The sequence below is a fragment of the Rhizobium sp. BK376 genome (assembly GCF_004341625.1).
GTDB lineage: Bacteria > Pseudomonadota > Alphaproteobacteria > Rhizobiales > Rhizobiaceae > Rhizobium.
In genome coordinates this window covers 346577-365766 of sequence record NZ_SLZG01000005.1, presented here as the reverse complement: position 1 = coordinate 365766, position 19190 = coordinate 346577, and the positions used below count along the sequence as shown (strand labels likewise).

At 59.1% G+C, this 19190-nt stretch carries 16 protein-coding genes; 14 read left to right on the top strand and 2 right to left on the bottom strand.

The features are described from left to right. Window positions 1-11 precede the first annotated feature (11 nt). Genes EV561_RS16145 through EV561_RS16130 form a run of 4 tightly spaced genes read left to right on the top strand, consistent with a single transcriptional unit; the run spans window position 12 to window position 3999 of the window. On the top strand, window positions 12-1052 hold the full coding sequence (locus tag EV561_RS16145) for an ABC transporter ATP-binding protein (RefSeq protein WP_132523197.1): 1041 nt from the start codon (window positions 12-14) through the stop codon (window positions 1050-1052). Further along, window positions 1049-2170, top strand: coding sequence for a dipeptide ABC transporter ATP-binding protein (locus EV561_RS16140; RefSeq protein WP_132523195.1), 1122 nt, complete (start codon window positions 1049-1051; stop codon window positions 2168-2170). Before EV561_RS16145 ends, EV561_RS16140 begins: the two co-directional genes overlap by 4 nt. A gap of 3 nt (window positions 2171-2173) precedes the next feature. Then, window positions 2174-3115, top strand: a complete 942-nt coding sequence (locus EV561_RS16135) for an ABC transporter permease (protein WP_132523193.1) — start codon at window positions 2174-2176, stop codon at window positions 3113-3115. Between the two features lie 2 nt (window positions 3116-3117). Then, window positions 3118-3999, top strand: a complete 882-nt coding sequence (locus EV561_RS16130; RefSeq protein ID WP_132523191.1) for an ABC transporter permease — start codon at window positions 3118-3120, stop codon at window positions 3997-3999. A gap of 36 nt (window positions 4000-4035) precedes the next feature. Here the strand turns inward: EV561_RS16130 and EV561_RS16125 are convergent, their stop codons facing one another. Further along, window positions 4036-4719, bottom strand: a complete 684-nt coding sequence (locus tag EV561_RS16125) for a FadR/GntR family transcriptional regulator (RefSeq protein WP_165927819.1) — start codon at window positions 4717-4719, stop codon at window positions 4036-4038. A 250-nt stretch (window positions 4720-4969) separates the two neighbouring features. Here EV561_RS16125 and EV561_RS16120 point away from each other — a divergent pair, with 250 nt between their 5' ends. The 6 genes from EV561_RS16120 to EV561_RS16095 are packed head-to-tail and all read left to right on the top strand — an operon-like array spanning window position 4970 to window position 12019. After that, window positions 4970-6034, top strand: a complete 1065-nt coding sequence (locus EV561_RS16120) for an extracellular solute-binding protein (protein WP_132523187.1) — start codon at window positions 4970-4972, stop codon at window positions 6032-6034. A gap of 58 nt (window positions 6035-6092) precedes the next feature. Continuing rightward, window positions 6093-7493, top strand: coding sequence for a BPL-N domain-containing protein (locus EV561_RS16115; RefSeq protein ID WP_132523185.1), 1401 nt, complete (start codon window positions 6093-6095; stop codon window positions 7491-7493). Next, window positions 7490-8575: an ABC transporter ATP-binding protein gene (locus EV561_RS16110; protein WP_132523183.1), complete on the top strand. Its 1086-nt coding sequence runs from the start codon at window positions 7490-7492 to the stop codon at window positions 8573-8575. The genes EV561_RS16115 and EV561_RS16110 overlap by 4 nt, the downstream gene beginning before the upstream one ends. Beyond that, a complete protein-coding gene (locus EV561_RS16105; RefSeq protein ID WP_165927818.1) occupies window positions 8572-9435 on the top strand; it encodes an ABC transporter permease in 864 nt (287 codons plus the stop codon). The genes EV561_RS16110 and EV561_RS16105 overlap by 4 nt, the downstream gene beginning before the upstream one ends. 3 nt (window positions 9436-9438) lie before the next feature. Then, on the top strand, window positions 9439-10221 hold the full coding sequence (locus EV561_RS16100; protein ID WP_132523179.1) for an ABC transporter permease: 783 nt from the start codon (window positions 9439-9441) through the stop codon (window positions 10219-10221). Between the two features lie 10 nt (window positions 10222-10231). Beyond that, a complete protein-coding gene (locus tag EV561_RS16095) occupies window positions 10232-12019 on the top strand; it encodes a gamma-glutamyltransferase (protein ID WP_132523177.1) in 1788 nt (595 codons plus the stop codon). Window positions 12020-12097: 78 nt separating this feature from the next. Here the strand turns inward: EV561_RS16095 and EV561_RS16090 are convergent, their stop codons facing one another. Then, window positions 12098-12823 (bottom strand): SDR family oxidoreductase, encoded by a 726-nt coding sequence (locus EV561_RS16090; RefSeq protein ID WP_132523175.1) that lies wholly within the window; start codon window positions 12821-12823, stop codon window positions 12098-12100. 224 nt (window positions 12824-13047) lie between these two features. Between EV561_RS16090 and EV561_RS16085 the strand changes: the two genes are divergently transcribed. The 4 genes from EV561_RS16085 to EV561_RS16070 all read left to right on the top strand — a co-directional run bounded on the left by EV561_RS16085 (window position 13048) and on the right by EV561_RS16070 (window position 19112). Then, the gene (locus EV561_RS16085; RefSeq protein ID WP_132523173.1) at window positions 13048-13653 is read left to right on the top strand and encodes a TetR/AcrR family transcriptional regulator; all 606 of its coding nucleotides are present in this window, start codon (window positions 13048-13050) and stop codon (window positions 13651-13653) included. A 179-nt stretch (window positions 13654-13832) separates the two neighbouring features. Further along, window positions 13833-15521 carry an SbmA/BacA-like family transporter gene (locus EV561_RS16080; RefSeq protein WP_132523171.1) on the top strand — a complete coding sequence of 563 codons (1689 nt, stop codon included), beginning with the start codon at window positions 13833-13835 and terminating at the stop codon, window positions 15519-15521. A gap of 152 nt (window positions 15522-15673) precedes the next feature. Further along, on the top strand, window positions 15674-16330 hold the full coding sequence (locus tag EV561_RS16075; protein WP_132523169.1) for a CBS domain-containing protein: 657 nt from the start codon (window positions 15674-15676) through the stop codon (window positions 16328-16330). Window positions 16331-16601: 271 nt separating this feature from the next. Beyond that, entirely contained in the window at window positions 16602-19112 is a 2511-nt protein-coding gene (locus EV561_RS16070) for a glycogen/starch/alpha-glucan phosphorylase (RefSeq protein ID WP_132523167.1), read from the top strand. Window positions 19113-19190: the final 78 nt, after the last annotated feature.

Below are 19190 nucleotides of genomic sequence, written 5' to 3'. Positions count from 1 at the left end.
CGCCTGGTTTGATGAGCACATCCCAACCTTTGGATCAAAACCCATCAGCCCGATCTCCTCGGGCTGATGACGCTGCTTCGTCCATCCTCGATATCTCGGACCTGGGCGTCGTCTTCCAGGGAGACGACCGGACCGTGACTGCTGTCGATGGCGTCAGCTTTTCCGTCAAGAAAGGACGCAACCTTGCCATCGTCGGTGAATCCGGCAGCGGCAAGAGCGTCACATCGCTTGCCGTCATGCGACTTCTGCCCGAGCACACGGCGCGCATTACCGGCAGTGTCGATTTCGACGGCCAGCAGCTTCTGGACCAGACGAAAGGCGCCATGCGCCGCCTCCGGGGCAACCGGCTGGCAATGATCTTCCAGGAACCGATGACCTCGCTCAACCCTTCCTACACGGTCGGCGAGCAGATCAACGAAGTCATCCTGCGCCATAGCAGCATGTCCAAGAAAGAGGCGACGGAACGGGCGATCGCCATGCTGAAGCTGGTGCGCATCCCCTCGCCCGAGACCCGATATCATCAATATCCGCACAATCTCTCCGGCGGCATGCGTCAACGCGTGATGATCGCGATGGCGCTCGCTTGCGATCCGGAGCTTCTGATTGCCGACGAGCCGACCACGGCGCTGGATGTGACCATCCAGGCGCAGGTGCTTGAGCTGATGCGCGAACTGCAGCAGAAGACCGGAACCGCCATCATCCTCATTACCCACGATCTCGGCGTCGTTGCCGAATCCTGCGACGATGTGGTCGTCATGTATGCCGGGCAGGTTGTGGAGCAATGTTCCGTCGAGCAGCTTTTCACCTTCCCGCAGCATCCCTATACGGTCGGCCTGCTCGGCTCACTGCCGCGCCTTGACGAACGGCGCGAGCGGCTTGTCGCGATTACCGGCACCGTCCCCGACATGGCCAATCCGCCATCGGGCTGCCGCTTCCAGGCGCGCTGTCCGTTCCGCGTCGAAAAATGTGCCGACATGCCCGATCTCATGGAAATTTCGGCAGGTCACTTCAGCCGCTGCTGGCGTGCGCCCATGGAGGATCTCGTTCCATGACCCAACCTTCTTCCTCCTCATCGGCCGCAAAGCCGATCATCGAAGTCCGCGGGCTCGGGAAAAACTTCATCATCAAGCGCAGCCTGCTCGGCCGTCCGCTGGCGCAAGTGGGTGCCGTCGATGATGTCACCTTTTCCCTGATGCCGGGCGAGACGCTGGCGATCGTCGGGGAATCCGGCTGCGGCAAGTCGACCCTTGGACGGCTCCTGATGCGTCTCATCCGGCCGACCGCCGGCGAGGTCCTGATCGACGGGCAGGACGTTACAAACATCAGCAATGCGGCGATGCGCCAGCAGCGGCGGCATATTCAGCTGATCTTCCAGGATCCCTATGCCTCGCTCAACCCGCGCATGACGATCGCGCAGACGGTTGCCGAGCCGCTGATGCTGCATAATATCGTGCCGGCAGGCCAGCGCGCCAAGCGGGTCGCAGAACTTCTGGAAATGGTCGGCCTTCGCCCCGAACAGGCAAACCGTTATCCCCACGAGTTTTCGGGCGGTCAGCGTCAGCGCGTCGTGATCGCGCGCGCGCTCGCTTCGGAACCGAAAGTGATCATCTGCGACGAAGCCGTTTCCGCTCTCGACGTCTCGATCCAGGCGCAGATCCTCAATCTGCTGAAGGATCTGCAGAAGCGGCTCGGGCTCGCATTCGTCTTCATCTCGCACGACCTCGGTGTGGTGAAGCACATTTCCGATCGCGTCGCGGTCATGTATCTCGGCAAGGTGGTCGAGATCGGCGCATCTGACCTGATATTCGAAGCGCCACGCCACCCTTATACGCGCGCGCTTCTTTCGGCGATTCCCGTTGCCGCGCCGCCCAGCCGTCAGCGCTCTCGCGCAGCACGGCTCCATGGCGACCTGCCAAGTCCGCTGTCCCCGCCGTCGGGCTGCTGCCTGCATACGCGCTGCCCCTATGCCCGGCCGGAATGTCAGACCGTCAGCATGGCGCTGCATACCGAAGAGAACGGCCACGCCAACGCCTGTGCCTTCTGGAACGAATTGCCTGATGAGGACGCGACAGGACCCGTTCGCGAACCCCGAAATCCAAAGCTCGAAAAGCTGTTTGCAGCCTTCGAAGCCATGGCCATCAAGCCAGTGCAGCCCACGGCAGGAGGTTGAACCATGTCATCGCTTCTTTTGCGCCGTCTGCTGCAACTCATCCCCACGATCATCCTGCTGTCGATGATCATCTTTTCGCTTCAGCACCTCTTGCCGGGCGATCCCGCATTGATCCTGGCAGGCGACAATCCCGATGAGGCGACGCTCGCGGCCATTCGCGCCCAGTATCATCTCGACCAGCCGCTCGTCGTCCAGTATCTCTTCTGGATGAAAGGCGTGTTGTCGGGAGACCTTGGCGAATCCATGCGCCATAACTTACCCGTCCTCAGCCTTATCCTCCTAAAGTTGCCAGTGACGCTGCAACTCGCGGTCATGGGCATTATCGTCGCACTCGTGCTCGGCATTACCGGCGGTGTCATTTCCGCGCTGAAGCAGAATACGGCGATCGACTATGTGACGAATGTCGTGTCGCTCGCTGGTATCTCGGTGCCGAACTTCTGGCTCGGCATCATGCTCATCCTGCTCTTTTCCGTTCATCTCGGATGGCTTCCGGCATCGGGCTTTGTCAGCCCGTGGGAAGACTGGCGGATGAGCCTCGCGACGACGATCATGCCCGCCTTCGTGCTTGGCATGGCGATCGCCGGCGTCATCATGCGCCATACGAGAGGAGCAATGTTGCAGGCGCTCGAGAGCGATTACGTGCGCACCGCGCGTGCAAAGGGCCTGAGCGAGTGGGTCGTGGTCTTCAAGCACGCGATGCGCAACGCGCTGACGCCGATCATCACGCTCGGAGCGCTTGAATTCGGCGCACTTCTATCCGGCGCGGTCCTGACGGAGCAGATCTTCACGATCCCAGGCTTCGGCAAGCTGATCGTCGATGCGGTCTTCACGCGCGATTATCCGGTCGTGCAGGGCGTCGTCCTCGTCACCTCGCTCTTCTACATCATCCTCAATCTGCTGGCGGATATAGGATATATTTTCGTCAACCCGCGATTGAGAGGCTGATCATGCTGACGGTTACGCAATCCAAGGCCTCGACCAATTCGGTGACACGTTTCTTCCAGAGCCGCCTGTGGCGGCGGCTTGCCAGGCGGCGCAGCGCGCTTCTCGGCCTCGTCGTCGTGCTGTTCATGGTATCCGTCGCGGTCTTGGCACCGCTTCTTTCCCCCTATGACCCGGCGGCACAGAGCTGGACCGCCGTGCGCAAGGCGCCGTCCGCCCTTCACTGGATGGGAACGGACGAGGCAGGTCGCGACATTCTTTCCCGCATCGTCTGGGGCACGCGCGCTTCACTGTTGGCGGGCCTGACATCCGTCGGCATTGCCATGGCGATCGGCGTGCCGCTCGGGCTTGCCGCCGGCTTCCTTGGCGGCATCGTCGATGGTTTCATCAGCCGATTTACCGATGCGATGCTCGCCTGCCCGTTCCTGATCCTAGCGATCGCCTTCGCCGCCTTCCTTGGTCCGAGCCTGACCAACGCAATGCTGGCGATCGGCATTACCGCCACGCCGCTCTTCATCCGCCTGACGCGTGGCCAGGTTCTGTCCATCAAGGCCGAGGAATATGTGGAGGCGGCAAGTGCCGTGGGCAACCCGCAATGGCGCATCGCAGTCCGGCATATCCTGCCGAACATCCTGCCGCAGTTGATCGTTCAGGCAACGCTGACCATTGCTTCCGCAATCATCGCCGAGGCCAGCATGTCCTTCCTTGGTCTCGGCCTGCAGCCGCCGGCTCCCTCCTGGGGATCAATGCTGAACTCCGCACAGCGCTTCCTCAGCAACGCACCATGGATGGCGATGTGGCCGGGTCTGGCGATTTTCATGACGGTGCTATCGTTCAATCTGCTCGGCGACGGCCTGCGCGACGCGCTTGATCCTCGTTCCAAATAACCAATGCGACGCTCCCCATAAACAGACGAGACGTGCCTAGGGAGCGTCGCCGATAGACTGGCTGATGCGCACACCCGCCGTCGCAATGTGAACATGCATGGCCTGCTCCGCAGCGTGGGGATCTCGGGCCGCAATCGCAGCGACGATCGCTTCGTGCTGGCGGACCATTTCTTCGCTGACGCCTTTGGTGAAAACCCGCGTTCTTGAGCTGACCCAATGATGCTCCTTTCGCACCGAATTGATCAGCCGGAATACGCCCCAGAACATGGTGTTTCGAACGCTCTCGGCAATCTTCGTATGGAACGCGCTGTCCCATTGCTCGTATTCTCGCGGGCTTGTGGCCTGCGCGGCCTTTCGAATGAAGAGCCTCATCTGATCGATGTCATTTGGCGTGGCGCGTGTTGCCGCAAAACGGGCAAGCACAGGCTCGATTTCCAGTCTGACCTCAATGAGGTCATGCGGACTGGTGCGGTTGGTCAATGACTTCAGGCTGGTGGACTTCGGGCCGACTTCGCGGACGAAGGTGCCCAGTCCCTGCTTTCGAAACAGCAGCCCCTCTCCCTCGAGCTCGTTCAGGGCTTCTCGGACAGCGCGCCGCCCGATTCCGAAGTGCTCACTGAGCTCCCGCTCCGGCAGCAGCCTCTCATCCGTAATGAAACGCTCGTCCGTCGTCGCGATCGCCGCGCGCAGTTCATCGAGCAGATTTTGCTTGGCTTTCACGGGCACAATCATTCCTCATATTGGGGCCCGCATCCTGAACCATTACAAACCAATCCGCAAGATAAGCACGGTGCCAATTTTTGGGGCAATTCAGTATCCATGCCTTCTTTATTCGGCAAACTTCGCCCAAAACCGCTTGACTAACCCACATCCATGACCAACAAATACTTCAATCGCAGTCTCAAGACTTAACGAGATCGCCAAAAATTTCATGAACCAATTTAAATTGGTTCGCTAAAAAGGGAACGAAATGGACAGACGTACTTTCATGAAGCTTACGGCTTCGGCCGCATTTGCCGCGCCGGTTTTGGGCTCAGCCAGCCTCGCTTTTGCGCAAACGAAGCCTGAATCGCTCGCCATGATGACTTGGGGCGGACTGTGGGGCGACGGCATGGCCAAATATGTCGACGCGCCTTTTGCCGCGAAAACGGGCGTCAAGATCACACAGGATCGTGGGTCAAGCCCGGTCGAGCGCATCACCAAGCTGAAGATCAGTCTCGACAACCAGGTCTACGATCTCGTGCAACTGCATGACGGCGTAGTTCCGCTGGCAGAGGCGCAGGGCGTCCTGGAAGATCTGGATCCGAATTCACCGAATCTTTCGTTCCTTGCCGGGGTGCCGGATCGCTTCAAGCGCAAGGGCTGGGTGGCGATGATCTACTCTGCGCTCGGCATCGCCTATAATCCGGACCTCGTGAAAAAGCCGCCGACAAGCTTTGCCGATTTGTGGAGCGAAGACTACCGCGGTTCGATCGTCCTTCCGGAAATCACGCATTCCATCGGTCCCTACATCATTCCGATCGGCGCGCTGGCCGCCGGAAAGGATGCGAAGGATGCAGATGCCGGCTTCGACATGCTGAGCAAGATGGCTGCTCTTGACCCGATCTGGGCCAAGGATACGGACACGATCATGAGCGCGTTGGTAAACGGGGAAGCCGCCGTCGGCCTGCTCTACAAGTTCCAGACCTACACCGTGCTTCAACAGGGTGGCAAAGTGGAATGGGTCTTCCCGAAGGAAGGCGCGATCTCATACATGTCCGGCACGAGCATTGCCAAGAACGCCAAGAACAAGGCGCTTGCCGAGCAGTATGTGAACATGACGATCGATCCGTCCACACAGGGCTGGGTCGCCCAGGTGTTCAACTACGGCGGCACACATCCGGATACGCTGTCCAAGCTCCCGGTCGAGCTACAGCAGAAGGTGCAGTTCTCTCCGGAGGAGACGGCACGCATCATCGACCTTGATCAGGAATTCATGTCCGCCAACCGCGGTCAGTGGACCGATCGCTGGAATCGCATCGTTTCCGGCGGCTGAGAACCCCATACGCGGCGGCTTGGCGGCCGCCGCGCCGAACAGCAGGAATACTAATCTCATGACGATTTTCAGGCTGGCTGACCGCGGCGCGTTCACCGGTATCCCCTTGGTATTTCTCAATCGGTGTCGAGCGCATCAGCTTCCGGCAGATGATGACGCCGGCGGCTTCGCTGTCGGTGGAAGAGCGGCAGAGGCCGCCGGGAAGCTCGGCTTGACTGGCGTAGCCGGTGATGGCGCGCTCGCAACCCATGCGCCGCCACGCATCGCGATCTATAGCGGCGAGGCCATCGGTTATCCCTATTGGGCCTATTATGCCCACGCGTTGCTCAGTCTCGGGCTGACCTTCTCTGCCCTTGACGGCAGGCAGATTGTCGAGGAAGCGTTATCCGAGTTTGATCTGCTCATCATGCCGGGCGGTTTTGCAACCTGGGGACTCGACCGGGCAGAAAGTCTCCCCGGTATCGATGCGGCAATTCGTGCCTTCATTTCCGAGGGCGGAGCCTTTATCGGCTCCTGTGGTGGCGGTTTCTATGCCTCCGACGGTCGGCCTGGCTGGCTGGGCGCGATCGACGCAACGCCGAACTATACGCAGGAATATCTTTCCACCGGCGCTGCGATCCTCGGCATCTCCATTACCGATCCAGTGCTGGGGCGCGGCCTGCCGGAGGCAGTCGAACTGCCCTATTATCACGGACCCGTCTATTCGAACTCGAAGCGGTCGGCCGTCTCACTCGGGCATTTTAGAAACTTCATTTCCGAAAGCCGGCTCTTCATCGACAATCCGCTGGCGGCATCGCTATTCGACCGCGAGATGAAGAACTCGCCCGCAATCCTGTCCGGCGATCTCGGCAAAGGCAAAGTCCTCGTGTTTTCGCCACATCCCGAAATGGGCGAATTCCTGCGCAAGGGCATCGTGCTGGAAGCCTATGTCCGGCGGTTCCTGCCCATACGCGGCTTCAAGGTGATGGACGAGACGCTGCGCTTCTTCATGAAGGAAGACTGTGCGGGTTTTCGGCTGATCTATAATGCGCTTGTCTATCTCGGCCTGTTCGCAAGGCATGATGGCACCGCCCCTGCAACGGTCGAGACGACGTCGCCGGACGAACTTCTGCAGCTGCTCGACGGGCTGGATGCAGTACTGAAAACGTCCTTTGGTGCGCTGGAGGCTCTCTCGCTCGCGGAAACGGATGAGATGACTATTCTGCTCTCGGCCGAATTCGACAGGCTGAAGCAGGAATGGCAGGACGTGCTGGCAGCTGTCCGCGACGAATGTGCCGGCGGCGCCATCGATGCGCAGTTGGCCCATGCCCTTATCGGCGTCCTGCAGGCGTCGATCGCCTCGCTGGATATCCGGTCGAAACTTACCGAAACCCTTGTATTGACTGAATTGCCGGTCAGGCTGTGCGCTGCGGGACTGCGTGTCATGCGGTGTGACAATGCCTTGGAGAACATGCCATGAAACCCGATAATCTGGCGCAGGCAAACGCATTCGACGTCCGGTTCGTTTCAGTCGAGAAGTCTTTCGCGACAATAACCGCGCTGCACTCACTGGATCTCGAAATCGAACGCGGAACGCTGTTTGCACTGCTGGGACCAAGCGGATGCGGCAAGACGACCACGCTCCGCCTTATTGCAGGCTTCGAACAGCCGACTGGGGGACACGTATTCATCCGCGGCAAGGATGTGACGGGAATCCCGGCCTACAAGCGAAGCTTCGGCATGGTTTTCCAGAACTTTGCCCTCTTTCCCCATCTAAGCGTGGCTGAGAACGTAGCGTTCGGCTTACAGATGCGGCACGTCGCTAAGGACGAGATCCGCCGGAAGGTCGGCGCTGCGCTTGATCTCGTCGCGCTCGGCAAATTTGCCGACCGTTATCCGCGTCAGCTATCCGGCGGTCAGCAGCAGCGCGTCGCGCTAGCGCGCGCCGTGGTGTTCGAGCCTGACGTCCTGTTGCTCGACGAACCGCTCAGCGCGCTCGACAAGATGCTGCGCGAGCAGATGCAGGTGGAGATCCGTCAGCTACAGCGGCGCCTTGGCATGACCACTGTCTTCGTTACCCATGATCAGGAAGAGGCGCTGACCATGTCGGACCGGGTTGCTGTCATGAACCATGGCCGCATCCAGCAGGCAGGCGCGCCCAAAGACATCTACGACCGGCCACGCACCGAATTCGTCGCAACCTTTCTCGGCGCCAGCAATATTCTCGAAGGGCAAGTACGCGGGCGCGAGGGAAATGCGGCCGTGGTCGATCTTGCCGGCAATCTCGTACACATTGCGGGCACGGCGGCAAGCGGAGGAAAGCTGCGTTTTGCTCTCCGCCCCGAGAAAATCGTGCTCGATCCGCAAAGCGGCATTCGCGCGGTGGTGAAGGACGTCATCTATCGAGGGGCTCAGACATTCCTCTACCTCGATATGGGCGGAATAGCTCTGAACGCGGTCCTGCAGAATACCGCAGCCGTGCCTGCGGAAATAGAAGCAGGGGCTTCGGTTGGGCTCTCATGGGAAACGGCAAGTGCGGTTGCGCTGGAGGAAGCGGCATGAGCAAACTCTTGCCGAGTTCCGCCCTGTTCTACGCCGTTGCCTTGCCGCCGCTCATAATCCTTGGCCTGTTTTTTGTCGTTCCGCTTTGCTATCTGCTCTTCGTCAGCTTCATGACGAATTCGGGAACGTCGCTCTTCGACCTGAAGCCGACGCTCCTCAACTACACCGAAATATTCACGGACTCCTTCTACCTGCTGATCATCGAGCGGACGCTGCTGTCGACGGCCATCGTCCTCATTCTATGCCTGCTGATCGGGTATCCCGTCGCATTCTATGCGGCCCGGCTTTCTCCGCGCGGCCGCATGCTCATGCTGATGGTGATGATGGTGCCGCTGATGGTGAGCAATGTCGTCAGGGCCTATGGCTGGGTCGCCATCCTCGGGCGGCGCGGCGTGGTCAGCAGCGCCCTCACGGGCGTCGGCCTCATCGAGCGACCGGTGCAATATCTCTATTCGTTCCAGGCTGTGACGCTCGGCCTGCTGACGATCCTCCTGCCCTTCATGATCGTATCGCTAACCAACTCGCTGAGCACCATCGATCAGCGATACACGGAAGCCGCCCATTCGCTTGGCGCCGGTCCGTGGCGCTCGTTCCTGCGGGTTACGCTGCCGCTCTCAAGCCCCGGCATTGCATCGGGCCTCATGCTGGTGACATTCCTGACGCTGAGCGCCTATGTGACGATCGCCCTCCTGGGTGGGCCACGCTACAAGCTTCTGGTCAGCCTGGTCTTCGACAGCGTCACCACCTTCCGGTGGCCGCGGGCCGCTGCCCTCTCCTTTGCATTGCTGATTATCGCGCTGATTATTGCGGTGCTCATCCAGCTTCTCATTCGGCCGCAACGCGTACAGGGAAAGGGTTGAAGCATGGGTGGCTTCCTTCTTCGCCTCGTCGTCGGCATTGCGCTTGCCCTGATCATGGGGCCGATCCTCGTGGTGCTGATCGTTTCGTTCAGCTCGGGGGACGCGCTGGTCTTCCCACCGCCGGGCTTCTCGCTGCGCTGGTTCGTCGAGTTCTTCGGCATTGTCGAAATGCGAGACGCCTTTGTGCTCAGCATCTTGCTCGCGCTGACCTCGGCCTGCGCCTCGGTCCTGTTGGGGCTCTTGGGCGCGATCTATGTCTCGCGCAATCGCAACGGGCTTTCGACTTTCCTGCAAATGCTCATCATCGCGCCGCTGGTGTTCCCGGCACTGATCCTCGGGCTTGCCTTGCTGCTGATCTACAAGACGGTCAACATGAGCGTCTTGCCGGGCCTCTTCATTGCGCATGTCGTCGTTTGTCTTCCCTACGCATTCCGTGCGGTGCTGACATCGCTTCAAAGTTTCGACACGACGCTCGAAGAGGCCGGCCAGAGCCTCGGCGCCGGTCCGGTGCGTTCGTTCATGCTCATCACGCTGCCGATCATCTGGCCAGGCGTCCTGTCCGGCTGGCTCTTCGCATTCGTCGTATCCTTTGGCGAGCTGAATACTGCGCTCTTCCTGACCGGCCCGGGGGTGGTGACGCTGCCGATCGAGATCTTCAGCTACCTCCAGTTCCAGGGCAATCAGCTCGTCGTCGCCGCGGCGTCCTCATTGCAGATCCTGATCATCCTTGTCGTTTTGGCCTTGGCCGAGAGGTTGGTCGGAGCGAAACAGATCGTCCAGAGATAGGCAGACAGATATGGTGAGTTTTACCACGCGTCCCGAACTGAGCGGCACTTTCGGTGCGGTCAGCTCCACTCATTGGCTTGGCACCTCGGTCGGCATGTCGGTGCTCGAACGCGGAGGGAATGCGTTTGATGCGGCCGCCGCCTGCGGCTTCACGCTTCAGATCGTAGAGCCCCATCTGAATGGTCCGGGTGGCGAAGTGCCCATCATCCTCAAGAGCGTCAAGGAGGATGAGCCGGTGGTCATATGCGGTCAGGGTGTGTCTCCGGCGCTGGCAAGCCTGGAAGCCTTCCGATCGCTGGGGCTTGAGATGGTGCCGGGTACGGGCCTTCTGCCCGCCGTGGTACCGGGTTCCTTTGACGCCTGGATGCTGCTCCTGCGCGATTACGGCACCCTGCCGCTGGAAGATATTCTCTCCTATGCAATCGCCTATGCCGAAAGCGGCTTTCCGCTTCTGCCACGCGCGGTCGCCTCGATCATCCCGGTAGAGGACCTGTTTCGAAACGAATGGCCGAGTTCGGCAGAGGTCTGGCTGCCGCATAATCGCGTGCCGAAACCGGGTGCTGTCATGCACATGCCTGCCATCGCAGCGACCTATCGGCGGATATTGGCCGAAGCCAAGGCAGCCGGATCGGATCGCGTCGTTCAGATCGAGGCGGCGCGGCGCGCCTTCTACCAAGGGTTCGTTGCCGATGCGATCGACCGCTTTTACCGAACGGCAGAACTGTTCGACACGACGGGCCGCCGCAACCCCGGGCTTCTTCGAGGCGAGGACCTTTCCAATTGGTCAGCGACCAAGGAAAAGACGCTGTCGCGCGACTTTCACGGGTTGACGGTCCACAAGACGGGTCCGTGGGGACAGGGACCGGTTTTCTTGCAGCAGCTTGCCCTGTTGTCGCAGCTCGATATCGGCAGCTTCGATCCCTATGGCCCAGATTTTGTCCACACCGTCGTCGAAAGCGCCAAGCTTTGCTTTGCGGATCGCGAAGCATTTTACGGTGATCCGAACACGTCGGACATTCCGATCGATATCCTTCTGTCCGATGATTACGTCCGCGAGCGCGCAAAACTCGTCGGCCCCGAGGCGTCGCAACAACTGATTGCCAGCCATCTGCCCGGAGCGGCGGAGCGTCTTGCGCGGATCGCAGCCCGCGCCGGCAGCGAAGTTCCTCAGGGGCCAGGCGGAGGCGAGGTTACCTTCGCGGCTGTCCCCGAGATCGAAGGCGATACCGTGCATCTCGATATCGTCGACCGGTTCGGCAACATGATTTCGGCGACCCCGAGCGGCGGCTGGCTGCAGAGCTCGCCCGTCGTTCCCGGGCTCGGTTTTCCGATCTCGACGCGCGCCCAGATGTTCTGGCTGGACGAAGGTTTGCCATCCACTCTACGTCCAGGAACAAGGCCACGCACGACATTGACGCCGACGCTCGTCACTCGCGACGGCGAAGGTTATCTTGCCATCGGAACGCCAGGAGGCGACCAGCAGGATCAATGGCCGCTGACGGTCTTCCTGCGCCATATCCTGCATCGACAGGGACTTCAAAGCGCGATCGATGCACCAATGTTCCACAGCAAGCACTGGCCAGGATCATTCTATCCGCGCGAATACGAGCTTGGCCGTCTGCTAATCGAAGATCGTTACTCGGCTTCCACACTCGCTTCGCTCCGGGAAAGAAGCCATAGGCTATCCGTTCAGGACAGCTGGTCGCTTGGGCGCGTCTGCGCGGTTGAGCGCAGCAATGGATTGCTCTACGGCGCGTCGACACCGCGCCATATGCAAAGCTACGCCATAGTACGGTAATCACGATCGCGTTGACGCCGGCCCGTGTTGGACCGGGCCGGCGTCAGGAAATGCACACGATGAGGCTGCTGGTATTCTTCAGCCGCCGAGATGCAGCGCGACGTATTCAAGCTGCCGGTTGTCGGTCGACCAGAGATGCTCGACCTGCTGCGCCATGGGATCAGGGAAGATGTAAGTCTGCCCTTGGGCGATGCCATCTACTATATTGGCGGCGGCATATTCGGGGGTTGCCTTTTCCGGATAAGGCACTTCCTTTGCCAGATCCGTTTCGATCGGTCCCGGATAAATGCCGATGACGGTGATGTTGTGCTTTTCCAGCGTCCCGCGGAGGGACTGCGTGATGGAATGTACGGCGGCCTTGGATGCTGAATACCCGGCCATCATGGGAACGGCCGAGAGGCCGACGACGCTGCTCACATTCGCGATCGTGCCGGATTTACGGGCGACAAACTGCGGCGTGAAGGCTCTGAGAGCCCGAAGGGTGCCGAAGAAATTAGTCCGCATATCGTCTTCGAAGGTCTCCCAATTGCTGTCGAGATAATCGCCGAAGGCCAAGGTTCCTGCATTGTTGACGAGAACATCGACATCCCCGGCGGCTTCGGCTGCCGCATTCACCGACGCATCGTTCGTGATGTCGAGCCGCAACGGGACAACCCGCTGATCTCCAAACGCCGGCAGGGTCTCCGGATCGCGAGCGGTGGCGTATATTTTCGCCACTCCGGCCTTAAGCATTTCCCGCACTATGGCTGCGCCGATGCCGCGATTGGCGCCGGTCACCAGGGCAACTTTGTTAGAAAGGGTCATAGTCTTCTCCTGAGTCTGATCACTTGCTGTTGGGATGCGGAAGACCGCTCGGCTCGGAGCCGACGGTTTACAAATGGACCACGGGTTCGAGCGAGCATTGGATCGCCGCGCTCATCCGATAAAGTAAACGCTTCCGTTTACCTGAAGCGGATGTAAACGAAGTCGTTTACTTCGTCAACGGGGACCGCTATAGATCAGAGGCGGACATTCATGAGGATGATGCGATGGTCCAGAACATCGAGATCGAAGGCAAGAAGCTTGAGATCGTGAAATACGCTTTCGATCGGTTCTACGAAGGCGGATTTCATGCGACGGGAATGGAAGCCGCATTGGCTGGCAGCGGCATATCCAAGCGGACGATCTATAAGTATTTTCCGTCCAAGGAAGACCTGATCGAGGCGGTGCTGCAGCGTTATAGCCAGGTTATCGTGGATGACCTCTTCGGTCCGGTGGCGGATATCATCAGCGACCCCCGCGAGCAGATCGTCGCATTCTTCGATGTCAGCAGGATACCCGGCCGCATGCTCACCCGCGGCTGCCTGGGGATGAAGGCGGCGCAGGAATTTACGGGCAAGCATCGCGGCATTGTCGAGCTCGGAATAGAGGCGAACACTCGCGGCGAAGCCAAGTTTCTCGAACTATGTCGGCAGGCGGGTCTTGCCGAGCCTGCTTCGGTCGCAAAGCAGCTCAGCCTGATCTTTCAGGGCGCCCTGGTGCTTTCGCACACGTCGGGCGAGACATCACCATTCCTCGTGGCGAAGGAGGCAGCCTCGGCCGTTCTGGAAAAGGCGACCGCAGCAGGTCGCAAGGATGCGATGTCGAAACACTAACAGGCTGGCGCCGCGGAATGCCTCGTCCAGCCATCCTTGCGAACTGAGAGATCTCACCCTACCCGTCTCACCGTCACCCTGCCAAGCATTTTCGTGCCAGGCATCGAACCCCTCCTCCCTTTACTGTCGGCCTGCGGCTATATTCCTCCTCGCTAAAGCAAAGCTCCCGGGGGGAAAGTATGAGCCAGCAACCCATTCCGCTCAAAACGACTGCCGCCAGGTTTGTCCGCGCGGTCAAGGTCTTCCTGACTTCCCATGTAGGCGGAAGGGCAAGGCTGCTTCTCTTTGCCCTGGTCGCACTCTTTTGCGGCATCAGCGCGCTCAACGTCGTCAATAGTTTCGTCGGTCGAAACTTCATGACGGCCATTGCCGAAAGGCGAACCGCCGAGTTCACGCGCCAGGCATTTCTCTACACCGGCGTATTCGCTGCCTCGACCATCGTTTCCGTGATTGCCCGCTTTGCGGAGGAACGTCTCGCCTTGCTCTGGCGGGAGTTCCTGACCCATCGGGTCGTCGGCTCCTATATGAGTGGCGGCACCTTCTATAGAGTGAGCGTCGGAGGTAAGCTCTCGTATCCCGACCAGAGAATTGCCGACGATATCAACGCGTTTACAGTCACAACGCTTTCGTTCGTCCTGATGCTGCTCAATAGCGTGCTGGCAATTTTGACCTTCTCGGGAGTGCTGTGGCTGATCAGTCCGCTGCTTTTCATCGCCGCCGTCCTTTACGCGGCATTCGGATCCTACATGACCATTGCGTTGGGCCGACCGTTGATCAGCCTACAATATAATCAACTCGACGCCGAGGCGGCCTTTCGCTCCAGTCTGATCCGGGTGCGAGAGAATGCTGAATCGATCCTGTTCGAGGGAGGGGAGCAACGCCACGCGAACCTTTTGCTGAAGCGGTTCGATGAAGCTGCCGGCAATTTCAGACGGATCATATCACTCAACCGCAATGTCGGCTTCTTCACCACGGGCTATAACTGGATGATACAGATCATCCCTGTCATCATCATCGCTCCGGCCTTCATTCACGGCGACATGGAGTTCGGGGTGGTCACCCAGTCCGCTGCAGCGTTTGCGATACTTGTGGCCGCATTTTCCTTTATCGTCAGTCAGTTTAAGTCGCTCTCCAACTTCGCAGCCGTCGTTGCCCGCCTAAGCTCGCTGGTGGAAGTTATGGAGGAGAGGCAACCATCAGGAACATCCAATGTCGAACTCCTTGAAACAGATGGGCAACTTGCCTTCGATCAAGTGACGTTGACGTCACCCGCAAAAGGCCGCTTGTTGGCGGATCTATCGGCATCCGTCCCAACCGACGTCAGAATGCTTGTGGTCGGAGACGACGAAGTCGCCGGCGTCGAGCTATTCCGGGCCGCGGCCGGTATCAGCATTTCCGGCAGCGGACGCATCACTCGTCCGCAGCAGGATCAGATCCGCTTCATCCCCCAGCGCCCCTACCTCATTCCCGGAACACTGCGCCAAGCACTCGTACCGGTCGATAAGCCGCCCGGCATATCCGATGAGCAAATTCTCGGGTTGTTGGATGAACTCGGGCTTGGCCATCTGATCGACCCGGAGAATCCGGACAGGGAACAAGACTGGGGAACTGTCCTGTCGCCGCGGGAACAGCAACTCCTGATAGTCGCCAATGCGATTGTTGCCTCACCCCGATATGTCGTCGTGGAGAAGGGCGAAGTGACTTTTGGTCATGAACTGATGGACCGGATCCTCGGACTTTTCGCCGAGAGATCAATCGCCTGCCTCAATTTCGGAGAGCCCGGCACGCCGCGCGGCCGGTATGACATCGTTCTGGAATATCACAAGGACGGAAGCTGGGCGTGGATCGATCAACGAGGCAAGCCCTGAAAGCCAGTTGATAGCATGGTGCGATAGATATTCTCGACTTCGGGGATGCTCATCGACACAATTATCCCGTGTCATAATGCTTACGGGGCCGTTGCGGAAGAGTTGTAAGAGGTTTATCATTTCCACCAGAGCCACTTCGGAGTGAAACCGAGATGCTGGTCAAAGATGTAATGACGGCTACGCTCGTCAAAATATCACCTGACAATAGTGTCGAGCACGCGGCTCGAACTATGCTGGAAAATAGCGTAAGTGGCCTTCCGGTCGCTGATGATATGGGCCAGCTCGTCGGCATTATCAGCGAAGGCGACTTGATCCGTAGAACGGAAGTGGGAGCAGGCGAACTCGCCCCGCTTGCCGGCACCAAAGTTTCCCACGAAGACAGAGCCCACGACTACATCAAGCGTCATTCCTGGCGCGTGGGCGATGCGATGACCGGCAATCCCGTAACCATCCATGCGGATGCCTCTCTTGCCAAAGCCGCGCAGATGATGGCGGAGCACGGCATCAAACGCATTCCCGTCGTAAAGGACGGACAATTGATCGGTATCGTCAGTCGCGCCGACCTGCTCCAGGCATTTCTTGTGGCTCGGCAGGATAGAACAATGATCGGCGACGACGCCATTCAACGCATCATCTCGACCCGCCTGGGAGAAAATACGGGACTGGAGGGATTTGAGTTGAAGGTTACCGTTACAGACGGAATTGTGCATCTCTGGGGAAATGTCGACACGGAAGAGTGCAAGAAAGCCGCACGTGTTGTTTCCGAAAGTGTCAATGGCGTCAGAGGCGTTGTCGAGCACTTCTCATAGTCTTCTTCCTGAATACGCAGTCGTCCGACTACCGACATAACCACCTATTCCTTCACAGAACATTCTGAAGTCTCTGGATTACGTCGCTGGCGAGGATCGCTGTTCTCGAGACACTATCGAGACCTATCATCTCAGGCGGTTCGATAGTGGCGGCTCAGCATGGGATCGTCGCAAGTCCGATGGGCGGATTGCAACAAGCCAGCATAGGTCCTTTCACAAAGATGCGGTGTCTCAAAGCGCTAGGGTAAAACGAGCAACGGGGGCAAGGGGCATGACCAGCAAGCACACAGCCCTTCCGGGCGACCTTCCGCAGCCCGGTCCCCTGGAAGACCTGCTGCTGCAATACGGCTGCGGGCCGATCAAATTCAACGGCGGCAACAACGCCCTCTATGAACGACATCTGCTTTTCGACAACGCGCTCATCCCGTCCGAAGTTGGAAACCGGGAGCGATACGAGGCGGCCGCCCGCTCCGTTCGGGATATCCTTTCTCAACGCTGGCAGCAGACCGAACAGGTCTATGGTCGGGAAAATCCCAAACGCATCTATTATCTCTCGATGGAATTCCTGATCGGCCGGTCGCTGAGCAACAACATCCTCAACCTGCGCCTCGACCCACTGGTCCGTCAGTTCTTCAAGGATAACCAGTTGGATGAACTGGCGATCCTCGCGGAGGAACCCGATGCAGGCCTCGGCAATGGTGGGCTCGGGCGGCTGGCGGCATGCTTCCTGGATTCGATGGCAACCATGCAATTGCCGGGCATGGGATATGGATTGCGCTATGAATACGGCATCTTCAAGCAGACGATCGTGGACGGCTGGCAGCAGGAGCAGCCCGACAACTGGCTGCGCCGACCTGACCCCTGGGAGGTGGCGCGCCCGCAATTTGCAGTGACGATCGATCTCGGCTGTTCCTTCGAGGTGCGAAGCGGAAACCTGAAGGCGATCACCGGCAGGCCATCGAAGCTGCTCGGCATTCCCTATGACAGGCCGGTGGTCGGGTATGGCGGCAAGACCATCAACACGCTGCGGCTCTGGGCTTCCGCGGCCCCCGACAGTTTCGATTTTCAGGAATTCAGCTCCGGGGAGTTCGTCGGCGCATTGGCCGAGCGTTTGACCGCAGAGACCGTCACCCGCGTGCTCTACCCGGACGATTCCACAAGCATGGGTCAAGGCCTGCGCTTTGTTCAGGAATATTTCCTGGTCGCATGCTCCCTGGCGGATCTCATTCGTCGCTTCCGCGCGAATAATAGCGACTGGAATTGCTTGCCCGACAAGGCCGCGATCCAGCTTAACGACACGCATCCGAGTCTGGCCATTGCTGAACTGATGCGCATCCTGCTGGACGATGCTGCTCTGGGCTGGGACGAGGCCTGGGATATCACCAAGCGCACGCTCGCCTACACGAACCACACTCTTCTTCCCGAGGCATTGGAAAAATGGCCGCTCCGCTGGTTCGAACTCATGGTGCCGCGTCATATGGAGATCATACTGGAGATCGACCGCCGGCTGAGGCAGGAGGCGACAGCACGCTGGCCTGACGACAACGATCGTGTCGCACGGGTGGGCATCGTCGAATCCGGCAACAATCCTCTGGTCCGGATGGCGAACCTTGCGATCACGGGCTCCCACAGCATCAATGGCGTCGCTGCGATACACTCAAAACTATTGCGAGAGGTGACGGTAAAAGATTTAGCCGAACTCTATCCCGATCGTTTCAACAACAAGACGAATGGCATTACGCCGCGGCGCTGGTTGTTATTGTCGAATCCCGATCTCGCCAGCTGCATAACCGATGCCATTGGTGATCGCTGGATCACGAAGGCAGAGGATCTCGAAAGGCTGAAGCCGCTTGCCGATGACGGCGAATTCATTGCTGCGGTGCGTGCGGCGAAGCGCCAGGCGAAGTCGCGTTTCGCCGAATGGCTGAAATCGCAAGCAGGCATCCAGGTCGATCCGGATACGATCTTCGACTGCCAGATCAAGCGCATACACGAATACAAACGGCAACTGTTGAACGGGCTGAGGATTGTCGCGCTCTACAACCGGCTTCGCGAGAACCCGGATATCAACATGCCAGCACGCACTTTCTTCTTTGCCGGAAAGGCAGCGCCCGCCTATCACGTGGCCAAGCTCATCATCAAGTTTCTGAACAATCTTGCCGATACGATAGATGGCGACCCTGCGGTGCGTGGCCGTCTCCGGGTCGTGTTCCTGCCGGAATATTGCGTCTCTGTGGCCGAACGCCTGGTTCCAGCAAGCGACGTCTCGAACCAGATCTCGACCGCCGGATTTGAAGCCAGTGGTACCAGCAACATGAAATTCATGATGAACGGCGCCTTGACCCTCGGCACCCGAGACGGCGCAACGATCGAAATGGCCGAGGCAGCGGGCGAGGAGAATTTCTTTCTCTTCGGGCTGACCGCCCAGCAAGTCGCCGAGAGCCAGGGCTGGTACAGTCCCTGGTGGCACTACGAGAACGAGCCGGAGATTCGCTCCGTTCTTGACCTGATTTTGTCAGGTCATTTCTCTCGCCATGAGCCTCAGCTCACCGATGCAATCCGCAACATATTGCTCGTCGGCGGTGACACATACAGGCATTTGGCGGATCTCACGTCCTACATGGAAGCAGACCGCAAGCTTCAATCACTCTACGCCAAGCCGGAAGCATGGACCAGGAAGGCAGTCTTAAACATCGCGAGTTCAGGGAGATTTTCCAGTGATCGCACAATATCGGAATATGCGAGTGAAATCTGGAATGCTACGCCATGTCCCGTTCCGTGAGGGGACGGCACAAGCAATGAGAAAACCACACGGAGAAGTGGCGTTCGTCCGACCCCTTCGGGTTATTTTTTGTGACTC